Raw genomic sequence first — 21379 nt, 5'->3', positions numbered from 1 at the left:
GATGCGCCTGCGTCTTCCGCGCCTGCGTGATCTCGCCCCCCTAGCCTTCGCCTTCGCCTTCGCCTTCGCCTTCGCCGTCTCCCTCACCCTCGCCGCGCCGGCCGCACGGGCCGCCGACAAGGTGACCTTCGGCACCAACTGGGTGGCGCAGGCCGAGCATGGCGGCTTCTATCAGGCGGTAGTGGACGGCACCTACGCGAAGTACGGGCTCGACGTGACCATCGTGCCGGGCGGGCCGCAGGCCAACAACCGGCTGCTGCTGCCGGTCGGCAAGATCGATTTCTACATGGGCGCCAACATGCTGCAGGCCTTCTCCTCGGTGGCCGAGGAGATCCCGACCGAGGTGGTCGCGGCCATGTTCCAGAAGGACCCGCAGGTGCTGATCGCGCACCCGGACGTGAAGACGTTCGAGGACCTGAAGACGCGGACCCTGTTCATCTCCAAGGAGGGGCTGGCGAGCTACTACCAGTGGCTGGTCGCCGATTACGGCTTCAGCGAGAGCCAGGTGAAGCCCTACACCTTCAATGCCGCGCCGTTCCTCGCCGACGAGAACAGCGCCATGCAGGGCTACATCACCTCCGAGCCGCTGGCGGTCGAGAAGCAGGGCGGCTTCAAGCCGAAGCTGTTCCTGCTGGCCGACGAGGGCTTCGACACCTATTCGACCACGATCGAGACCCGTACCGAGCTGGTGAAGGAGAACCCGGACCTCGTCCAGCGCTTCGTCGATGCCTCGATCATCGGCTGGTACAACTATCTCTACGGCGACAACACCAAGGCCAACGAGCTGATAAAGAAGGACAATCCGGAAATGACCGACGAGATGATCGCCTTCTCCATCGCCAAGATGAAGGAGTACGGCATCGTCGATTCCGGGGACACCAAGACGATGGGCATCGGCGCGATGACCGATGCGAAGATGAAGAGCTTCTTCGACAAGATGGTCGCCGCCAAGGTGGTCGACGGCGGCATCGACTACAAGAAGTCCTACACGCTGCAATTCGTGAACAAGGGCGTCGGCAAGGACCTCGCCAAATAGGCCGATGCCGCTTCGCATGAACGCCGCCATTAAAGAGCCCGCCGCCCGCATGTCCGCCCCCCTCGTCTCGCTCGACGGCGTCGGCAAGCGCTTCGCCAACACGGTGACGGCGCTGGAAGGGCTCGACATGCAGGTGCGGCAGGGCGAGTTCCTCTCGCTGCTCGGCCCTTCGGGCTGCGGCAAGTCGACGGCGCTGCGGCTCATCGCCGGCCTGTCCGAGCCGAGCGCCGGCACCATCGAATGGAACGGCGAGCAGGCCGCGCGCCGCTCCATCGGCTTCGTGTTCCAGGAGCCGACGCTGATGCCCTGGGCGAGCGTGTTCGGCAACGTCCACCTGCCGCTCAAGCTCGCCGGCGTCGGGCGCCGGCAGGCCGAGCCGGCGATCGCCGAGGCGCTGGAGATGGTCGGGCTGTCCTCCTTCCGCGACGCCTATCCGCGCGAGCTTTCCGGCGGCATGAAGATGCGCGTCTCCATCGCCCGCGCGCTGGTCACGCGTCCGCGCCTGCTGCTGATGGACGAGCCCTTCGCCGCGCTCGACGAGATCACCCGCTTCAAGCTGAACAACGACCTGCTCGAGGTCTGGCGCCGGCTCGGCTGCACCATCGTCTTCGTCACCCATTCGGTGTTCGAATCCGTGTTCCTGTCGACCCGCATACTTGTGTTCCGCGCCCGCCCGGGCCGCGTCTCGGCGGAGCTGTCGATCGATCCCGACCAGCCGCGCGACGAGGCGTACCGCACCTCGCCGGAATATGTCGGCCTGTGCCGGGAGACCTCGCTCGCGCTCGCCCGCGCGATGGACGCGCAGTAGGACGGGGAGCGCCATGGAGACCTCCCCGCTCCGCTGGCTGCTCCCGGTGGCCGTCATGGCCGCCCTCGTCATCGGCTGGGAGGCGATCGTCGATCTCAACGACCTGCCGCCCTACATCCTGCCGAGCCCGGCCCAGGTGGTGGAGACGCTCATCGCCGACCACGCGGTGCTGCTGCAGTCGATGCTGGTGACGCTGCGCACCACGGCGCTGGCGCTGGCCTTCGCGGTGGCGGGCGGGGTGGCGCTGGCGCTGATCTTCGCCAGCGCGCGGATCGTCGAGTTCTCGCTGTTCCCGATCGCCGTCATCCTCCAGGTGACGCCTGTGATCGCCATCGCGCCGCTGATGCTGATCTATCTGAGCACCGATACCGCGGTGCTGGTCTGCGCCTGGATCGTCGCCTTCTTCCCGGTGCTGGCCAACACCACGCTCGGCCTCAACTCGGTCGACCCGAACCTGCGCGACCTGTTCCGGCTTGCCGGCGCCAGCCGCTGGCAGACGCTGGTGCAGCTTCGGCTGCCCACCGCCCTGCCCTATTTCCTCGGCGGGCTGCGCATCGCCGGCGGGCTGGCGCTGATCGGCGCCGTGGTCGGCGAGATCGCCGCCGGCTCGGCCGGACAGGGCTCGGGCCTCGCCTTCCGCATCGTCGAATCCGCCTACCGGCTGAACATTCCGCGCATGTTCGCCGCGCTGCTGCTCATCTCGCTGGCCGGCATCCTGATCTATGCCGTGCTGAGCCTCATCTCGTGGCTGGCGCTTCGGCGCTGGCACGAGAGCGCGCTGGCGAACGGCTGAACGCCATGAACCGTCTTCCTGCCGACCTTGCCGCCGACCTCGCCGATCTCCCCGCCGCCTTCACCCTCGCCGATGCGCGCGTGCCGGCCTGCCTGCTGGCGGACGGCGCCTGGAGCGCGGACCGCGAGGGGCTGGCCGCGGTCGACATCGCGGTCGCCGACGGGCGGGTGGCGGCGCTGACTTCCGCGAGCGGAGCTACCCAGCCCGATCCGGCGCGCCTCGACCTCGCCGGGCGCCTCGTTCTGCCCGGCTTCGTCGACATCCACACCCATCTCGACAAGGGCTTCATCTGGCAGCGCGCGCCGAACCCGGACGGCAGCTTCGACGGCGCCATGGCGGCAGTCGCCGCCGACCGCGCCGCCAACTGGTCGGAGGAGGACATCGCCCGCCGCTTCGACTTCGCGCTGCGCTGCGCCCATGCCCACGGCACCGTGGCGATCCGCACCCATCTCGATTCGGAAGGCCCGCGCGCCGCCACCGCCTGGCGCGTCTTCGCCGCGATGCGCGAGGCCTGGCGCGGGCGAATCGAGCTGCAGGCGGTCGGCCTGATCCCGATCGACAGCGTGATGGACGACACGCTGTTCGCGACCCTGATCGAGCTCATCCGCGCCCATGGCGGGCTGCTCGGCAGTTACACCTATGCGACGCCCAACCTCGTCCCCGGCCTCGAGCGGCTGTTCGCGACGGCCGAGCGCTGGGGCCTCGCCCTCGACCTTCATGTCGATGAGCGCGACCGCAACGGGCGCGGCCTGTTCGAGATCGCCACCCTCGCCCGCGAGCGCCGCTTCGAGGGGCCGATCCTTGCCGGCCATTGCTGCGCGCTCTCGCTCAAGGCGGCGGAGGAGATCGACCGCACGCTGGACCTCGTCGCGCAGGCCGGCATCGGCGTGGTATCGCTGCCCATGTGCAACCTCTACCTTCAAGACCGCGCGCCCGGCCGCACCCCACGCTGGCGGGGCGTCACCCTGCTCCACGAGATGAAGGCACGTGGCATTCCGGTGATGGTGGCCAGCGACAACACCCGCGACCCCTTCTATGCCTATGGCGACCTGGACCTTGCCGAGGTCTATCGCGAGGCGACCCGCATCGCCCATCTCGACCATCCCGCCGCCGACTGGCCGGCCGTGGTCTCGCGCGCCCCTGCGCAGTGGATCGGCCTCGAAGCCGGCCGGCTGGCGCCCGGCACGGCGGCAGACCTCGTCCTCTTCCCCGCCCGCAGTCTCAACGAATGGCTCGCCCGGCCGCTGGGGGCGCGCGGCGTGCTGCGCAGGGGCCGCCTCCTCGACGCGGCCGTGCCCGACTACGCTGAACTGGACGACGCGATGCAGACCCGGAAGGCCCCGCGCCATGGCCCATGATATCCCCGCGCTCAAGGCCCGGCTCGCCGGCATCCGGCTGGAGGACAATCCCGCTCTGGTGCGCCAGAAGAGCCGCGACTTCTACTGGTACTCGCCGACGCTGAAGCGCCAGCTCGACGACGTCACCGGCGAGATCGTCGCCTTCCCCGCCAGCGAGGACGAGGTGCTGCGCATCCTCGAAGCCTGCTTCGCGCTCGCCATCCCCGTCACCCCGCGCGGCGCCGGCACCGGCAATTACGGGCAGGCCATGCCGCTGGCCGGTGGGCTGGTGCTGGACCTCTCCGGCCTTAACGAGGTGCGGGAGATCGCGCCAGGCCGGGTGCGGGCGCAGGCCGGCGCCATCATGGCCGACATCGACGCCGCCTGCCGCGCCTCCGGGCAGGAGCTGCGCCTTCATCCCTCGACCTACCGCACCGCCTCGATCGGCGGCTTCGTCGCCGGCGGCTCGGGCGGGGTCGGCTCCATCACCTGGGGCGGGCTGCGCGACCTCGGCAACATCCTGCGCCTTCGCCTCGCCACCATGGAGGCACGCCCGCGCATCCTCGAGCTCGAGGGCGAGGCGTTGCAGAAGGTCTCGCACGCCTACGGCACCAACGGCGTCATCCTCGAGGTCGAGATGCCGCTGGCGCCCGCCTGCGACTGGATCGAGGCGATCGTCGGCTTCGAAGACTTCGCCACCGCCGCCGCCTATGCCAACGCGCTCGGCGAACAGGACGCGATCCTCAAGAAGCTCGTCTCGGTGATCGCGGCGCCACTGCCGCAGGACTATTTCCTGCGCCACCGCCCCTATCTGCCGGACGGGCTGCATGTGGTGCTGGCCATGATTGCCCCGGTCGCCGGCGCCGCCTTCGCCGACTTCACGGCGCGCTGGCGGGGGCGGATGCTGTTCCGCTCGGACCAGCTCGATCCCGACGCGCGCAAGGGCCTGCCCCCGCTCTACGAGCTGTCGTGGAACCACACCACGCTGCGCGCGCTCCGGGTCGACCCCTCGATCACCTATCTGCAGACGCTCTACCCGTTCCCCGACCAGCTCGGCCTCGTGGCGCGCATCCATGCCGAGCTCGGCGAGGAGGTGCCCGCCCATCTCGAATTCGTGCGCTTCGACGGCAAGGTGACCTGCTTCGGCCTGCCGCTGGTGCGCTTCACCAGCGAGGAGCGGCTGGAGGAGATCGTCACCCGTCACGAGGCGTTCGGCATTCCGGTGTTCAATCCCCACCGCTACACGCTTGAGGAAGGCGGCATGAAGCAGACCGACGCGGCCCAGCTCGCGTTCAAGCGCGAGGCCGACCCGGCCGGCCTACTCAATCCGGGCAAAATGATCGCCTTCGAGCATCCCGATTTCGATTTCGGCGCCGGGCGCACCTACCTCTTTCGAGGCCTCGGAGGCGTAGCCTGATGCGCGCGCTGGTCGTCTACTGCCACCCCGTCGGGGAGAGCTTCAGCGCCGCCCTGCGCGACGCGGTGCTGCGCGGGCTGAAGGCGGGCGGGCACGAGGCCGACCTGATCGACCTCTATGGCGAGGACTTCCAGCCCGCCCTCACCCGCCAGGAGCGGCTCGACTACCATCAGCCCGGCCTCAACGCGCGGACGGTGGCCGACCACCTCGCGCGGGTGAAGGCGGCCGAGGCGCTGGTGTTCGTCGCTCCCACCTGGTGGTACGGGCCGCCGGCCATGCTCAAGGGCTGGCTGGATCGCGTGCTCGTGCCCTACGAGACCTTCGGCCTGCCCAGGCCGTTCCGCCCGCTCGAACGCCGGCTCACCAATATCCGGCTCATCGCCGCCGTGAGCACGCTCGGCTCGCCCTGGTTCTGGTGGCTGTGGGTCGGCCAGCCGGGGCGGCGAATCCTGCTCGACGGGGTCGGCGGCATCATCCATCCGCGGGCGCGAAAGCTCTGGCTGGCGCTGCACAGCATGGACTCTACCACCGAAGCCAAGTGTTCGGCCTTTCTTTCGCGTGTCGAGGCGCGCTTCGCCCGGCTATAGATCCTACCACCGCGAGAGGTATTTTGACGGCGAAGAGGTTTGCCGCCATCTTTCTGTTACGGCGCGCGGTTCTTGTTGCAACACGAAGTTGCTGTCGCGGCGAATCGAATGGGGGCCACCATGAAGGACGGCTTCGAAAAGAATATCGGACATCGGCTCCATCACGCAGCGCGCCTGCAGCGCGCTCTTGCAGCCCGCAAGCTCCACGAATTCGGGCTCTTCCCCGGCCAGGAAACGGTGCTCAAGCTGCTCGCCGAATCGGACGGGCGGACCATGACGGAGCTCGCCTCGGCGCTGCAGGTGCGCCCGCCCACCGCCTCCAAGACCGTGGGCCGCCTCTCCGCCCAGGGTCTTCTCGCCCGTCGGGCGGCCGAAGGCGACGCCCGGCTGGTGCGGGTCTACCTCACCGACGAAGGCCGTGCCCGCGCCCAGTCGATCGACGACATATGGACCTCGCTCGAGGACACCATGGTCTCGGGGCTCGACGGCAAGGACCGCAAGCGGCTGCGCAAGCTGTTGCGCCGCATCGAGAAGAACCTTTCGGGCCAGCTCGGCGCGATCAGCGTCGAGCCGGACGACGATCCTGTCGACGCGGACGAGACGGCCTGAGACCCTAGCTTTACGTACAGGAGTACCAATGTCCGCTACTGATTCCCGGCCCGAGCTGCTGCTGACGGGCCCGATGATGCCCATGATCGAGGCCCAGCTCACCGAGCGTTTCACGGTCCACCGGCTCGACGGCACCGATCCCGAGGCGGTGCTGGCGCAGGCCGGCCCGCGCATCCGCGCCGTCGCGACGGGGGTCGGCTCGACCGCCGGCGGCAAGCGCCGCGTGACCGGCGACCTGCTCGCGCGCCTGCCCAAGGTCGAGATCGTGGCCAATTTCGGCGTCGGCTACGACGCGGTGGACACGGACGCGGCGGCCGAACGCGGCATCGTCGTCACCAACACGCCGGGCGTGCTCGACGACGAGGTGGCGGACCTGTCGGTGGCGCTGCTGCTCGCCACCATCCGCCGGCTGCCGCAGGCCGAGCGGCACCTGCGCGCCGGGCTGTGGCCCAAGGGCGGCTTCCCGCTGACCCCGACGCTGCGCGACCGCACCATCGGCATCGTCGGCATGGGCCGGATCGGGCGCGCCATCGCCCGCCGGCTGGAGGGTTTCGGCCGGCCGATCGTCTATCACAGCCGCCGGCCGGTCGCCGACGTGCCCTACCGCCACTATCCCTCGCTGGTCGAGATGGCGCGGGACGCCGACGCGCTCATCGTCATCGTGCCGGGCGGGCCGGAGACGAACAACATGATCAATGCCGAGGTACTCGCCGCGCTCGGCCCCACCGGCACGCTGATCAACGTGGCGCGCGGCTCGGTGGTCGACGAGCCGGCGCTGATCAAGGCGCTTACCGAGGGCACCATCGCCAGCGCCGGCCTCGACGTGTTCGCCGACGAGCCGAACGTGCCCGAGGCGCTGATCGCGATGGATAATGTCGTCCTGCTGCCGCACGTCGCCTCCGCGACCCACGTCACCCGCAACGCCATGGGCCAGCTCGTGGTGGACAATCTCGCCGCCTGGTTCGAAGGCCGCCCGCCCCTGACGCCGGTACCGGAAACCCCGGTGCCGGCGAGGGTCTGAGGAGGCCCGCATGAGCGCTCCGGCGCGGCGTCCCGGGCGGTGCGGAAGGCGCGGCGTCATGCCCTCGTGGCGTCTCGCCCCGTTCCTGTGCGCGCTCCTGCTCGCGCCGGCGATGCTCGCGATTCCCGGCGGTACGGCGCTGCGCGCGCAGGACGCCGACGCGAGAGAGCCCTCGCAGACCGACCTTTCGCAGGCCGGTTCCGCGTCCACCGACCCTTCCCCGGCGCAAGCCGCCACCGCGCTCGCCGCCGACTACCAGCTCACCAATGCCGATGGCGACCAAGTCTGCGCCATGTCGCTCTCGGCGCGGCGGCGCGGCGGACAGACGGCCGATGGCGGGCCGCTATTCGACCTCAGCTTCGACAGGCAGGCCTGCGCCGCCACCATCCTGTTCTCGCCCGACATCGCCGCCTGGACGCCCGCCTCGGGCAACTCGATCCAGCTCCTGCGCGGCGACGGCAGCCTCGTGGCCGAGTTCACCGAGGGCATAGACGGCACCTGGGAGGCGCTGCGCGAGGGCGACGGAGTCTATTTCCTGGTCAATCCGCGCATCGCCGACGCCGCGCGAATCCAGCCCTCCGACCTGTTCGGCCAGTGGGACCTCGGGCGCGCACCGGGCCGGCCGGCCTGCCGCATCCGCTTTTCCGACGCGCCGATGCGCCCGAGCGGCTACCGCCTCGATCCCGACCCGAATTGCGGCCTGCTGTTCGGCCGCGCCAGCACGCCCGACCGCTGGCGGCTGGAGCAGGGCGAGCTCATCCTCGAGAACGCGACCGGGGCGCGCCTGCATTTCAGCCCCAACGAGGACGACGACTGGATCAAGGTGCCGGCGGACAACCGCCCGCTCTTCCTCACCCGCGTCCCCTGAGACGGGCCCGCGCTATACCCCGATTGGCATGCGCGAGGGATCGCGCGCCACCGCACGCGGGGCGACCAGCGCCTTCCAGGTCGAAAGCGCCCGGTTCACCGGATTGAAGGCCGGGCGCGGGATGAAGCGGCCGCGCCCCGGACGGGGCGCGTCGTTGCGCCCCTCCGACCAGACCACCTCGCCGCGCGAGAGCGTGTAGCGCGGCAGGCCGCGCACCTCGAAACCCTCGAACACGTTGTAGTCGATGATGGATTTCTGCCGCGCGGCGGCGATGGTCTTGCCCGCCTTGGGGTCGAGCACCACGATGTCGGCATCGGCGCCGGGGATCAGCGCCCCCTTCCTCGGATAGAGGTTGAGGATGCGGGCGATGTTGGTCGAGGTCACGGCGACGAACTCGTTCGGCGTCAGCCTCCCGGTCTCGACGCCCCGGGTCCACAGCATCGGCAGCCGGTCCTCCAGCCCGCCGGTGCCGTTCGGGATGCGGGTGAAGTCGTCGAGGCCCATGCGCTTCTGCGCGGTGCTGAACGCGCAATGGTCGGTGGCGACGACCTGGAGCGAGCCGGCCGCGAGCCCCGCCCACAGGCTGTCCTGATGCGCCTTGTCGCGGAAGGGCGGCGACATCACGCGCTGGGCGGCATAGTCCCAGTCGGTATTGGCGTAGACGCCCTCGTCGAGGGTGAGATGCTGGATCAGCGGCTCGCCATAGACCCGCATGCCCTTCTGCCGCGCCCGGCGGATCGCCTCATGCGCCTGCTCGCAGGAGACGTGCACGATGTAGACCGGCACGCCGGCCGCGTCCGCGATCATGATGGCGCGGTTGGCTGCCTCGCCCTCCACCTCGGGCGGGCGCGAGAAGGCGTGCGCCTCCGGGCCGCGCGTGCCCTCGGCGAGGAACTTCTGCTGGAGCGCGGCGACGATGTCGCCATTCTCGGCATGGACCAGCGGCAGCGCGCCGAGCGCGGCGCAGCGCTGGAACGAGGCGAACATCTGGTCGTCGTCGACCATCAGCGCGCCCTTATAGGCCATGAAGTGCTTGAAGCTGTTCACGCCGCGCGCGACCACCGCCTCCATCGCCTCGAAGATCGGCTCCGACCAGCCGGTGATGCACATGTGGAACGAATAGTCGGCGCTGGCCTGCCGGCTGGCGCGCGCCTCCCAGGCGTCGAGCGCGGCGGTCAGGTTCTCGTCGTCCGGGATCACGAAGTCGACCACCAGCGTGGTGCCGCCAGACAGCGCGGCGAAGGTGCCGCTTTCCCAGGTCTCGGCCGCCGTGGTGCCCATGAAGGGCATTTCGAGATGGGTGTGCGGGTCGATGCCGCCGGGCATCACATAGGTGCCGGAGGCGTCGAGCACCGTATCGCCCGACAGACCCGGGCCGATGGCGGCGATCGTCTCGCCCTCGATCAGCACGTCCGCCTCGTAGGAGCGGTCGGCGGCGACCACGGTGCCGCCCTTGATGACGATCGACATCGGCACGTCTCCTCCGCTCTGTCCTCACACAACTTCAGCGGTGGCGAGCACCGCATGCAGCAGCACGTCGGCGCCCGCCTTCGCCCATTCCGGGGTGATGGTCTCGTCCTCATTGTGGCTCAGCCCGTCCACGCAGGGGCAGAAGATCATGGCGGCGGGCGCCACCTTGTTGACCCAGCAGGCATCGTGGCCGGCGCCGGAGACGATGTCGCGGTGGCGATAACCGAGCCGCTCCGCCGCGGCGCGCACATGGCCGACCAGCGCCGGATCGAAGGTGACCGGATCGAAGGCGTTCACCTCCTCGATGGCGATGCCGAGCCCCATCCGGGCCGCGATCTCGGCCGCCCCGGCACGGATCTCCCGGTCCATTGCGTCGAGGATGGCGAGCTCGGGATGGCGGATGTCGATGGTGAAGACCGCTCGCCCGGCGATGATGTTGCGCGAATTGGGATAGACCTCGACATGGCCGACCGCGCCGACGGCGAGCGGGGCGTGCTTCCACGCCACCGCGTCCACCAGTTCGGTGACGCGCGCCATGCCGAGCCCGGCATTGAGCCGGCGCGGCATCGGCGTCGAGCCGGTGTGTGCCTCGCGGCCGGTGAGCGTCACCTGAAGCCAGCGCGTGCCCTGGCCATGGGTGACGACGCCGATGTCGAGCCCTTCCGCCTCAAGGATCGGCCCCTGCTCGATATGCAGCTCGAAATAGGCATGCGGCACCGGCCCGCCGGCGGCGAGCTCGGCCGGGCGCTCGCCGCGGAAGCCGATCCGCTCCAGCTCGGCGCCGAGCGTCAGGCCGGCGGCATCGGTCGCGGCATAGGCGTCCTGAAGGCTCATCACCCCGGCATAGACGGCGGAAGCGACCATGGCCGGGGCAAAGCGCGTGCCCTCCTCATTGGTCCAGTTCACCACCTCCACCGGATGGCGGGTGCGGATGCCGAGATCGTTCAGCGTGCGCACCACCTCCAGCGCGCCGAGCACGCCCAGCACGCCGTCGAACTTCCCGCCGGTGGGCTGGGTATCGAGATGCGAGCCGATCAGCACCGGCGCGGCGTCGGCATCGATGCCCTCGCGGCGGGCGAACATGGTGCCCATGGCGTCGACGCTGACCGCCAGCCCGGCGTCGGCGCACCAGCGCGCGAACAGGCGCCGCCCCTCGGCATCGGCGTCGGTCAGCGCCTGGCGGTTGTTGCCGCCGCGCAGGCCCGGGCCGATCTTCGCCATCTCCATCAGGCTGTTCCAGAGCCGCGCGCCGTCGGCACGCATATTGTCGGTGGGGGCGGTCATGCGCGTTCACTGCTCCGGCTGCCGGCCCGGCGAAGAGGGGCCGCGCAGGCGGCAGGCAAGCCGCGGGCCAGAGCCGGACACGCGCCCGACGGGGTCGCGTGCCCCAATGATAGAGGCGCCGACCCCGCCCCTGTCCACCGCTCCCGCCTCCGCGCCGCGCATGGCAGGCCGATGTGCCGGCACAGGAGACCTCATGACGCGGCGAGTTATTCCGCGAAGCGCCTGAGATCAGGAACGAAATTCGGCCCGCCCGCGTGCCCGCTGGAAGGCGTGGCGAAGGCTATTCGAACGATGTTCGATCGATCTGCCGAGCCACCTAACAATTCCGACGACCCGGCAACGCCACGCGATACTGGACACACCGCATGGTTGTTCTGGCACTGATGTGGGAACAGACGCCGGCGCCCGGATTTTGACTCAATGTGAACGGTCGCTCTATGGTCGCTCGAATCCCAATCGCCGCCATCACGCGTACTACGGAGCGCACAAGCCCGGTGGAAGACCAGCCGGCCAAAAGCATTTTGCGGAGGAGCCCATGAAGATTTCGCGCGCACTCACCTGCCTCGCGGCAGGCGCCACTCTGGCAACACTCGCCTCCGCCGCTTCGGCCGCCGACCTGCAGATCGTCTCCGGTGCCGTGGGCCGCGACATTCAGGTGCTGCGCGAGAATCTCGACCGCTTCGAGAAGATGACCGGCAACAAGGTCACGATCGTCGAGATGCCGTCCTCCTCGACCGACCAGTTCGCCCAGTATCGGCTCTGGCTCTCGGCCGGCAATTCGGACATCGACGTCTACCGCACCGACATCATCTGGGCGCCGCAGATCGCCGCCCACCTGCTCGACCTGTCGAAATACGAGAAGGCCGCCGCCGCCGCGAAGGAGCACTTCCCCTCCATCATCCAGTCGCAGACCGTGAACGGCAAGCTGGTGGCGCTGCCCTACTACACGGACGCGCCGGCGCTGTTCTACCGCAAGGACCTGCTGGAAAAGTACAAGCTCGACGTGCCCAAGACCTGGGACGACCTCGCCAAGGCGGCGAAGACCATCCAGGACGGCGAGCGCAAGGCTGGCGCGGGCAATTTCCAGGGCTATGTGTTCCAGGCCGCCGCCTATGAGGGGCTGACCTGCAACGGGCTCGAATGGCTGGTCTCGCACGGCGCCGGCCACATCGTCGAGGCCGACGGCACGATCTCGGTCAACAACCCCAAGGCCGCCGCCGCGCTCGAACAGGCCGCCTCCTGGATCGGCACCATCTCGCCCGAAGGCGTGCTGGGCTACAAGGAGGAGGAGGCGCGCGGCGTCTGGCAGACCGGCAACGCCGCCTTCATGCGCAACTGGCCCTATGCCTATGCTCTCTCGAACAGCGACGACAGCGCGGTGAAGGGCAAGTTCGGCGTCGCCGCGCTCCCCTCCGGCGGGGCCGGCTCGGCCGCGACGCTCGGCGGCTGGAACCTCGCCGTGTCGAAATACTCCAAGCACCCGAAGGAAGCGGTGGAGCTGGTGCTGTTCCTCACCAGCGCCGAGGCACAGAAGATGCGCGCCATCGAGAACAACAACCTGCCGACCCGCCCCGCGCTCTACGAGGACCAGGAGATCCTGAAGGCCCAGCCCAGCATCGGCCTGTGGAAGGACATCTTCAACAACTCGACCCCGCGCCCGTCGGCCGCGACCAAGGCCGACTACAACGAGGTCTCCAAGGAGTTCTGGGACGCGGTCCATGCCACGCTCGCCGGCAAGGGCAGCGCCAAACGCAACCTCGCCCGGCTGGAGGCGCGGCTGAAGCGGCTGAAGGGTTCCGGCTGGAAGTGAAGCCGGTCCCGGAGGCATGAAGCAGAGCACAGGCCGCACCCTGACCATCAGCGCGCGACGGCGACGGGCCGCCGCGCTCTTCCTCGCCCCGATGCTGCTGGTGCTGGCGCTGGTCGCCGGCTGGCCGCTGCTGCGCACGCTGTGGTTCGGCTTCACCGACGCCTCGCTGGGCGACCTCGCCGGGGCGCGCTGGATCGGCTTTTCCAACTACCTCGAATGGCTCTCCTATGGCGAGGGTGACGGGGAATGGGTGGGCCTGCTGGTCGACGGCGAATGGTGGCGGGCGGTGTGGAACACGCTGGTGTTCACCTTCATCACCGTCTCGGTCGAGACCGCGCTCGGCCTCGTGGTCGCGATGGTGCTGAACGTGCGCTTCCCGCTGCGCGGGCTGGTGCGCGCCGCCGTGCTCATCCCCTGGGCGATCCCGACCGTGGTCTCGGCCAAGATGTGGGCGTGGATGCTCAACGACCAGTTCGGCATCATCAACGACATCGGGCTGAAGCTCGGGCTCATCTCGAGCCCCGTCGCCTGGATCGCCTCCGCGGACACGGCGATGGTCGCGGTGATGCTGGTCGACATCTGGAAGTCGACCCCCTTCATGGCGCTGCTGATCCTCGCCGGGCTGCAGATGATCCCCGAGGACATCTACGAGGCGGCGAAGATCGACGGGGTGAACCCCCTCGTCACCTTCTGGCGGGTGACGCTGCCGCTCGCCGCGCCCGCGATCATGGTCGCGGTCATCTTCCGCGCGCTCGACGCTCTGCGCGTCTTCGACATCATCTACGTCCTCACCCCGAACAATGCGGAGACGCGGACCATGTCGGTCTTCGTGCAGGAGAACCTGTTCCAGTTCGACCAGTTCGCCTACGGCTCGGCCGCCTCGACGCTGCTGTTCCTGGTGATCGCCTTCATCACGCTCGGCTACATCCGGGCGGCGCGGCTGAACCTCGGCTGATGCGGGCCATGAAGATCCTCAAGACGTTCGCCTTCTACCTGCTGGTGGCGCTGATCCTGCTGTTCTCGCTGTTCCCGTTCTACTACGCGGTGCTGACCTCGTTCGAGACCGGGACGGCGATCTTCACCCCGAGCTACCTGCCGCAGAACATCGACCTCGCCAATTACGCGCAGGTGCTGAGCCAGGGCTTCTTCCCGCGCAACGTGCTCAATTCGGTGATCGTCGCGGCGGCAACGGTCGCGATCTCGCTGTTCCTCGGCCTCACCGCCGCCTTCGCGCTGGCGCGCATCCAGTTCCGCGGCCGCAAGCTGCTGCTGCTCACCGTGCTGTCGGTCTCGATGTTCCCGCAGATCGCGGTGCTGGCGGGGCTGTTCGAGATCGTGCGCGCGCTCGGGCTCTACAATTCGCTCGGCAGCCTGATCATGAGCTATCTCATCTTCACCCTGCCCTTCACGGTCTGGGTGCTAACCACCTTCATGCGCGACCTGCCGGTGGAGATCGAGGAAGCGGCGATCGTCGACGGCGCCGGGCCGTGGCACATCGTGAGCCGGGTGTTCCTGCCGCTCATGTGGCCGGCGCTGGTCACCACCGGCCTGCTGGCCTTCATCCAGGCGTGGAACGAGTTCCTGTTCGCGCTGACCTTCGTGTCCTCGAACAGCACCCGCACCGCGCCCGTCGCCATCGCCCTGCTGTCGGGAACCTCGGCGCAGGAGACGCCCTGGGGCGCCATCATGGCCGCCTCGGTGATCGTGACCATGCCGCTCATCATCCTCGTTCTCATCTTCCAGCGCCGCATCGTGGCCGGTCTCACCGCCGGCGGCGTGAAGGGATGAACACCGGGAAAGGACAGGACCTTCCATGGCGCAGCTGACGCTCAGGAACCTCCGCAAGTCGTTCGGGCGGGCGGAGATCATCCACGGCATCGACCTCGACATCGCCAAGGGCGAGTTCGTGGTCTTCGTCGGCCCGTCCGGGTGCGGGAAGTCGACCCTGCTGCGCCTGATCGCGGGGCTGGAGGAGATCAGCTCGGGCGAATTGCTGTTCGACGGCGAAAAGGTGAACGACTTGCCGCCGAAGGAGCGCGGCATCGCCATGGTGTTCCAGTCCTACGCGCTCTACCCGCATATGAGCGTGTTCGACAACATGGCGTTCGGGCTGAAGCTGGCGAAGAGCGACAGCGGCACCATCCGCGAGCGGGTGGAGGAGGCCGCGCGCCTGCTGGAGCTCGAGCCGCTGCTGAACCGCAAGCCGCGCGAGCTCTCCGGCGGCCAGCGCCAGCGCGTCGCCATCGGCCGTGCCATCGTGCGCAATCCGCGCGTGTTCCTGTTCGACGAGCCGCTCTCGAACCTCGACGCCGCGCTGCGCGGCCAGACCCGGGTCGAGATCGCGCGGCTGCACGAGCGCATGCCCGAGACGACGATGGTCTACGTCACCCACGACCAGATCGAGGCGATGACGCTGGCCGACCGCATCGTGGTGCTGCGCGCCGGGCGGGTCGAGCAGGTGGGCGCGCCGATGGATCTCTATCTCAAGCCCGCGACCCGCTTCGTCGCCGAGTTCATCGGCACGCCGGCCATGAACATCCTGCCGGCGGAGGTCACGGCCGAGGGCGGTCTGCGGCCGAAGGGCGGCGCCGCCCTGCCCCTGCGCGCGCCGGCGAAGGCCGAGGGGCTCGGCCTCGGCGTGCGGCCCGAGGACCTCCACATCGCGGAGGAAGGCGAGCCCGCGCTCTATGAGGGGCGGGTGACGCTGGTGGAGCGGCTGGGCGAGTCCCAGCTCGTCCACGTGGAGATCGGCCACGACGTGCCGCTCGTGGTCAAGCTGGCGCGCACGGTGCCCGCGCGGCGCGGTGAGACGCTGCGGGTCGCGGCCCCCGCGGACGCCTTCCACCTGTTCGGCGCGGACGGCCAGGCCCTTGATATACGGCCGCAATAAACCCACTTCGTGTGGAGTTGCCCGCCGCAATTTGGTCACGGACTGGACTTTTCAGGCTATTTGCGGTAGGTAGGATCATCTACTTGAAGGCAACTTGCCTTTTCGAGCCGTCCTTTGCGTCTCTACGGCGCATGGTTTTGGAACGGATTTCGTCGCGTTTGACGCGCAAGCGGGAGATCGACTTCTTATCGGATCCTAATGAAACGCAAGTTACTATTCGTACATCGGAATTACTTGCGATCGAGGGGGTCTGACGCAGATATCGAGTGGGATGTCGCTGCGTCAGTTTTAGTCGCTCTTCTGTAAATGGCGGTCCGTCGGGATGGCCAGTTCGGCCGTGCGAGAGATCGGCGCGCATGGTTCGGCTCGCGCCTCGCAACGATAGGAGAGATCGACTCGATATGAAGCAAAAGCAGGAGGTCGTTCCCGCGATTGATCGGATCGCGGTCATGGGTGGCGGCGCCTGGGGCACCGCGCTTGCCGTGACCGCCGTCCGCGCCGGTCGAAAGGTGACCCTCTGGGCACGCGAAGCCGAGGTGGTGGACGCGATCCGCACGTCGCGCACCAATCCCGTCTTCCTTCCGGGCATCGAGCTGCCGGATGGCATCGAGGCGACGGCCGATCTCGGCGAGGCCGTGACGGACGCCGACGCCGTGCTGCTGGTCGTGCCCTCGCAGCATGTGCGCGAGGCCTGCCAGGCCCTGAAGCGCCATCTGGCGCCGCGCATGCCGATCGTTATCTGCGCCAAGGGCATCGAGCAGGACACCGGGCTGCTGCTGCAGTCCGTCCTCGCCGAGGAGCTTCCCGACCATCCGGTCGCCGTACTGTCCGGCCCGACCTTCGCCTCCGAGGTGGCGGCGGGCCAGCCGACCGCGGTGACCATCGCCTCCGACGACGTGCCGACCGAGGGCGAGACCTCGCTGGCGGCGCGCATGGCGGTCGCGCTCGGCACCCAGACCTTCCGGCCCTACGTCGCCGACGACGTCACCGGGGTCGAGGTCGGCGGTGCGGTGAAGAACGTGCTGGCGCTCGCCAGCGGCATGGCGAGCGGCCTGTCCTTCGGCGCCAACACCCGCGCGGCGGTCATCACCCGCGGCCTCGACGAGATCAAGCGGCTCTCCGAGGCGCTGGGCGGGCGGCGCGACACGGTGACGGGCCTGTCCGGCATCGGCGACCTGACGCTCACCTGCTCCAGCGAGCAGTCGCGCAACATGCGCTACGGCATGGGCCTCGCCATGGGCCGCTCGGCCGCCGACATCTTCGACGGTCGCCCTGTGGTGGTCGAGGGCGTGGAGAACGCGGTCTCGGTGACCAATCTCGCCCGCCGGCTCGGCGTCGACATGCCGATCTGCGAGGCGGTGCGCGCCGTGGTGATCGACGGCACGCCGATCCACGAGGCGATGGCCGCGCTGCTCGGCCGTCCCTTCAAGGCCGAGCCGCGCAGCATCGAGCTGATGCTCCCCGGCCCTTCCGACACAACCCTACCCAGCATGGAGGATCGTCGCTGATGGGACTGGCCAATGGCAACAAGCGGCTCGTCCTGGCGACCGATCTCGACGGCACCTTCCTCGGCGGCGACGATGCCCAGCGCGCCGCTCTCTACGACTGGATCGAGGCCCGGCGCGACGAGGTCTCGCTGGTCTTCGTGACCGGGCGCGACCTGCCCTTCGTGCGCTCGCTCGCCGATCAGGGCGTGCCGCGGCCGGACTTCGTCATCGGCGACGTCGGCACCACCATCGCCGGCGGCGAGGGCATCGAGCCCGTGCCGGAGCTGGAGCTGCCCATCGCGCAGGCCTGGGGCGACGCCAGCGAGCGCGTGCGCGACATGCTGCGGGACGAGCCGGGGCTCACGCTCCAGCCGACCCCGTTCCGCTACCGCATGAGCTACTATTACGAGCCGGCGACGCTGCGCCCGAGCGCGCGCGAGAAGGTGGAGGCGGCCGGCTTCGACTGCATCACCTCGGCGGACATCTATTTCGACGTGCTGCCGCGCGGCGTCTCCAAGGGCCCGACCCTGATCCGCCTGATGGAGCATTTCGCCGTTCCGCGCGAGCGGGTGCTGGTCGCCGGCGACACGCTCAACGATCTCTCCCTTTTCCGGACGCCCTATGCGGGCGTCGCGGTGGGCAATTCCGAGCCGGCGCTGGTCGCGCAGGTCTCCGGCATGCCCAACGTCTATCTGAGCCCGCGGCCGGGTGCGGCGGGGATCGCCGACGCCATCGAGCGTCACGGGTTCATGACCGAGGGTGCACTGTGAAGAAGTCAAACCTAGTCATCGTCTACCACCGCCAGCCCTATGAAGAGGTCGTCGAGGACGGCAAGACCGTCTATCGGGAGAATTCCAGCCCGAACGGCATCGTCCCGACCCTCAAGAGCTTCTTCGGGGAGGTGGAGCAGGCGGCCTGGGTCGCGTGGAAGCAGGTCGACCCGAAGGACAAGAAGACCTTCGAGCGCGTCGTGCGGATGAAGGATTCCTATGGCGAGTACAACGTCTCGCGCCTGCCGCTGACCGCCCATCAGGTCCGCAGCTTTTACCACGTCACCTCGAAGGAGGCGCTCTGGCCGATCCTTCATTCCTTCCCGGAGAAGTACAATTACGATCCGGTGGACTGGGAGACCTTCCGCGAGGTGAACTGGCTGTTCGCGGAAGCGGCGGTTCAGGAGGCGGCGGAAGGCGCCGTGATCTGGGTGCACGACTACAATCTGTGGCTCGTGCCGCTCTATGTGAAGCAGTTCCGGCCGGACGTGAAGGTGGCCTTCTTCCACCATACGCCGTTCCCCGAGCCGAGCATGTTCAACATCCTGCCCTGGCGCGCGGAGATCATCGAGAGCCTGCTCCACTGCGATCTGGTCGGCTTCCACATCCCGCGCTACGCGATGAACTTCGTCTCCACCGCGCGCAGCCTGAAGAAGGTCGAGATCCTGGAGGAGATCGATGTCGAGGACGGCCTGTCGCCCCACGGCATGGCGCTCTCCGTGCCCAAGGTCGCCACCCGCATCGGCTATGAGGGGCGCGAGATCGCGGTCGACGCCTTCCCGGTGGGCACCAATGTCGGCTTCATCGACGAGCTGTGCGCCAGCGAGAAGACGCATGAGCGCGAGAAGGCGATCAAGGAAACGCTCAACGACCGCAAGTTCATCATCTCGGTCGGCCGCTCGGACTACACCAAGGGCACGCGCGACATGCTGCTCGCCTTCGAGCGCCTGCTCGCCCGCCGGCCCGAGCTGATGGAGAAGGTCCAGCTCCTGGTCACCTCGGTGGCCGCCAATTCGGGCATGACCGTCTATCGCAACGTGCAGCGCGAGATCGAGCAGATCGCCGGGCGCATCAACGGCAAGTACTCGACCCTCGCCTGGCAGCCGCTGGTGCTGTTCACCCAGGCGATCCCGTTCGACGAACTCGTCGCCTATTACCGCTGCGCCGACATCTGCTGGATCACGCCGCTGCGCGACGGGCTGAACCTCGTCGCCAAGGAATACATCGCCGCGCGCGGCGACCTGAAGTCGGGCGCGCTTGTGCTGTCCGAGTTCACCGGCGCGGCGATCGAGCTGCCGACCGCGATCATGGCCAACCCCTATTCCAACCGGAACATGGACGCGGCCATCGACCAGGCGATCGACATGCCGGCCGAGGAGCAGACCCAGCGGCTCGCCGCGATGCTGGAGAAGGTGCGTCTGTACGATTCGGTGCACTGGGCGCAGCACACGGTGGAGCGCTTCCGGGGCATCCCGGCGGACCCGCGCTACGGCATGAAGGGCGTCGCCGCCTGAGGCGGGCCCGTTCACCGAACCAAGCGACACGAGGGGCCGGGCAACCGGCCCTTCGCCATTTTTGCCCCCGGCCGGCCGATGCGCGGGAGGCGCAATCGCAGCCTCCGGCCTCCCCGGAACCCCCTCCCGAGGCCTGCCACGGACGCGACACAGGCGCGCGCGACCCTTTGCTATCAGGCACTTCGCGCGGGCGAGCCTAACCAGAAGGCCAGTTAATCCTAATTTACGCCGCCGTCCGGCGGGTATTGTTTACGGATCGAAAAATCGCCGGCAAAGGCGCGCCTTGCCGGCCGAAAAGGGAGCCGGTAATGGCCGACACGCGCAACATGGTCCTTGGCCTTCTCGCACTGCCCAACGGCTCGCATTCCGCGGCCTGGCTGTTGCCCGGGGCCCTCGACGGCGCTTCGGTCAATATCGACTACTACCGCCGCCTCGCGCAGACCGCCGAGCGCGGCAAGCTCGACTTCTTCTTCATCGCCGACCGCCCCAGCGTGCGCGTGGACCGGATGGAGGTGTGGAGCCGGGCGCCGACCTACACCAACATTCTCGAGCCGTTGACCCTGCTCTCCGCCGTCGCCGGCGTGACGAGCCATATCGGCCTCGGCGCGACCACCTCGACCAGCTTCTTCGAGCCCTACAACGTCGCCCGCCAATACGGCTCGCTCGACCACATCTCGGGCGGGCGGGCCGCCTGGAACGTCGTCACCAGCGCCAGCAACGATTCGGCCCGCAATTTCGGCCTCGACAAGCTGCCTCCCCACGAGGAGCGCTACGCCCGCGCCCGCGAGTTCGTCGAGGTGGTGCTGAGCCTGTGGGACACCTGGGAGGACGACGCCTTCGTCTACGACCACGAGGCCGGCCTGTCCTACCTGCCCGAGAAGTTCCACCCGACGCATCATCACGGCACCTATTTCAAGGTCGATGGCGGGCTGAACATCTCCCGCACCCCGCAGGGCCATCCGGTCATCATCCAGGCCGGCGCGTCCGAGACCGGCAAGGAGCTCGCCGCCGAGACCGCCGAGGTGGTGTTCGGCCCCAGCGCCAGCATGAAGGCCGCGCAGGACTTCTATGCCGACCTCAAGGGCCGGCTCGCCCGCTTCGGCCGCGACCGCGATTCGCTGAAGATCGTCTCCGGCATCTCGATCGTGCTCGGCGCGACCGAGGAGGAGGCCCGCGCCAAGCTCGCGAGCTGGCACGACTACGTCCACCCCGACCTCGCCCGGGTTTGGATCGGCGAGGACCTCGAGGCCGACCTGACGGATTTGCCGCTCGACGCGCCGGTGCCGGAGGATCGCATCCCCACCAACGCCCGGATGCACAAGGCCTATGCCGACGAGATCATCGCCATGGTCCGCGAGGGGCTGACGCTTCGCGAGATCTGCCGCCGCTACAACCGCAGCCGCGCCGTGCTCTGTGGCACGCCGCTGCAGATCGCCGACATGATGGAGGAATGGGTGAGCGCGCAGGCCTGCGACGGCTTCATGCTCTCCCCGCTCACCCTGCCGGGCTGCCTCGACGAATTCATCGACGGGGTGATCCCCGAGCTGCAGCGGCGCGGCCTGTTCCGCACGGAATATGAGGGCCGCACGCTGCGCGATCTCCTCGGCCTGAAGAGGCCCGCCAACCGGCACGTCGCCGAGCTGGTGGACGCCTGATTGACGCGTCGTTTCTGCCGCCG

Annotated in this window: 19 protein-coding genes; 17 read left to right on the top strand and 2 right to left on the bottom strand. The window is 68.7% G+C overall.

From position 1 onward, the window contains the following. The first annotated feature begins 1 nt into the window (after position 1). From NVS83_RS16520 to NVS83_RS16480, 9 genes are all read left to right on the top strand, one after another. The gene (locus tag NVS83_RS16520; RefSeq protein WP_258740294.1) at positions 2–1036 is read left to right on the top strand and encodes an ABC transporter substrate-binding protein; all 1035 of its coding nucleotides are present in this window, start codon (positions 2–4) and stop codon (positions 1034–1036) included. 49 nt (positions 1037–1085) lie between these two features. Beyond that, positions 1086–1844 carry an ABC transporter ATP-binding protein gene (locus tag NVS83_RS16515; protein WP_258734589.1) on the top strand — a complete coding sequence of 253 codons (759 nt, stop codon included), beginning with the start codon at positions 1086–1088 and terminating at the stop codon, positions 1842–1844. A 13-nt stretch (positions 1845–1857) separates the two neighbouring features. After that, positions 1858–2637 (top strand): ABC transporter permease, encoded by a 780-nt coding sequence (locus tag NVS83_RS16510; RefSeq protein ID WP_258740293.1) that lies wholly within the window; start codon positions 1858–1860, stop codon positions 2635–2637. A 5-nt stretch (positions 2638–2642) separates the two neighbouring features. Further along, positions 2643–3995: a cytosine deaminase gene (locus tag NVS83_RS16505; RefSeq protein ID WP_258740292.1), complete on the top strand. Its 1353-nt coding sequence runs from the start codon at positions 2643–2645 to the stop codon at positions 3993–3995. Continuing rightward, entirely contained in the window at positions 3985–5391 is a 1407-nt protein-coding gene (locus NVS83_RS16500) for an FAD-binding oxidoreductase (protein ID WP_258740291.1), read from the top strand. The genes NVS83_RS16505 and NVS83_RS16500 overlap by 11 nt, the downstream gene beginning before the upstream one ends. After that, on the top strand, positions 5391–5978 hold the full coding sequence (locus tag NVS83_RS16495; RefSeq protein ID WP_258740289.1) for an NAD(P)H-dependent oxidoreductase: 588 nt from the start codon (positions 5391–5393) through the stop codon (positions 5976–5978). Before NVS83_RS16500 ends, NVS83_RS16495 begins: the two co-directional genes overlap by 1 nt. A gap of 120 nt (positions 5979–6098) precedes the next feature. Next, positions 6099–6587 carry a MarR family winged helix-turn-helix transcriptional regulator gene (locus NVS83_RS16490; protein WP_258734641.1) on the top strand — a complete coding sequence of 163 codons (489 nt, stop codon included), beginning with the start codon at positions 6099–6101 and terminating at the stop codon, positions 6585–6587. 28 nt (positions 6588–6615) lie between these two features. Next, complete coding sequence (locus NVS83_RS16485; RefSeq protein ID WP_258740288.1) at positions 6616–7608, top strand: 2-hydroxyacid dehydrogenase; 993 nt, start codon at positions 6616–6618, stop codon at positions 7606–7608. 58 nt (positions 7609–7666) lie between these two features. Further along, positions 7667–8476, top strand: coding sequence for an AprI/Inh family metalloprotease inhibitor (locus tag NVS83_RS16480; RefSeq protein WP_258740287.1), 810 nt, complete (start codon positions 7667–7669; stop codon positions 8474–8476). Between the two features lie 12 nt (positions 8477–8488). Here the strand turns inward: NVS83_RS16480 and hydA are convergent, their stop codons facing one another. Both hydA and NVS83_RS16470 read right to left on the bottom strand, forming a co-directional pair. Next, a complete protein-coding gene (hydA, locus tag NVS83_RS16475; protein WP_258740286.1) occupies positions 8489–9946 on the bottom strand; it encodes a dihydropyrimidinase in 1458 nt (485 codons plus the stop codon). Between the two features lie 24 nt (positions 9947–9970). Beyond that, the gene (locus NVS83_RS16470) at positions 9971–11230 is read right to left on the bottom strand and encodes a Zn-dependent hydrolase (protein ID WP_258740285.1); all 1260 of its coding nucleotides are present in this window, start codon (positions 11228–11230) and stop codon (positions 9971–9973) included. 535 nt (positions 11231–11765) lie between these two features. On the opposite strand from NVS83_RS16470, the gene NVS83_RS16465 reads away from it, so the two are divergent. The 8 genes from NVS83_RS16465 (at position 11766) to NVS83_RS16430 (ending at position 21356) form a co-directional block, all read left to right on the top strand. Next, positions 11766–13040 (top strand): ABC transporter substrate-binding protein, encoded by a 1275-nt coding sequence (locus NVS83_RS16465; RefSeq protein WP_258734598.1) that lies wholly within the window; start codon positions 11766–11768, stop codon positions 13038–13040. Between the two features lie 16 nt (positions 13041–13056). Continuing rightward, a complete protein-coding gene (locus NVS83_RS16460; RefSeq protein WP_258740284.1) occupies positions 13057–13995 on the top strand; it encodes a carbohydrate ABC transporter permease in 939 nt (312 codons plus the stop codon). Between the two features lie 8 nt (positions 13996–14003). Continuing rightward, on the top strand, positions 14004–14828 hold the full coding sequence (locus NVS83_RS16455) for a carbohydrate ABC transporter permease (protein ID WP_258734600.1): 825 nt from the start codon (positions 14004–14006) through the stop codon (positions 14826–14828). A gap of 25 nt (positions 14829–14853) precedes the next feature. Continuing rightward, on the top strand, positions 14854–15930 hold the full coding sequence (locus NVS83_RS16450) for an ABC transporter ATP-binding protein (protein ID WP_258740283.1): 1077 nt from the start codon (positions 14854–14856) through the stop codon (positions 15928–15930). A gap of 401 nt (positions 15931–16331) precedes the next feature. Beyond that, a complete protein-coding gene (locus NVS83_RS16445; protein ID WP_258740282.1) occupies positions 16332–17438 on the top strand; it encodes an NAD(P)H-dependent glycerol-3-phosphate dehydrogenase in 1107 nt (368 codons plus the stop codon). After that, on the top strand, positions 17438–18187 hold the full coding sequence (locus NVS83_RS16440; protein WP_258740281.1) for an HAD family hydrolase: 750 nt from the start codon (positions 17438–17440) through the stop codon (positions 18185–18187). Before NVS83_RS16445 ends, NVS83_RS16440 begins: the two co-directional genes overlap by 1 nt. Next, positions 18184–19701: a glucosylglycerol-phosphate synthase gene (gene ggpS, locus NVS83_RS16435; protein ID WP_258740280.1), complete on the top strand. Its 1518-nt coding sequence runs from the start codon at positions 18184–18186 to the stop codon at positions 19699–19701. The genes NVS83_RS16440 and ggpS overlap by 4 nt, the downstream gene beginning before the upstream one ends. 308 nt (positions 19702–20009) lie before the next feature. Further along, positions 20010–21356 carry an LLM class flavin-dependent oxidoreductase gene (locus NVS83_RS16430; RefSeq protein WP_258740279.1) on the top strand — a complete coding sequence of 449 codons (1347 nt, stop codon included), beginning with the start codon at positions 20010–20012 and terminating at the stop codon, positions 21354–21356. Positions 21357–21379 lie beyond the last annotated feature (23 nt).

Origin of the sequence: Ancylobacter mangrovi (genome assembly GCF_024752335.1) — a bacterium.
Classification (GTDB): domain Bacteria; phylum Pseudomonadota; class Alphaproteobacteria; order Rhizobiales; family Xanthobacteraceae; genus Ancylobacter; species Ancylobacter mangrovi.
Note: the sequence above shows the minus strand (reverse complement) of the source record. Positions and strands in the feature narration are given on the sequence as shown.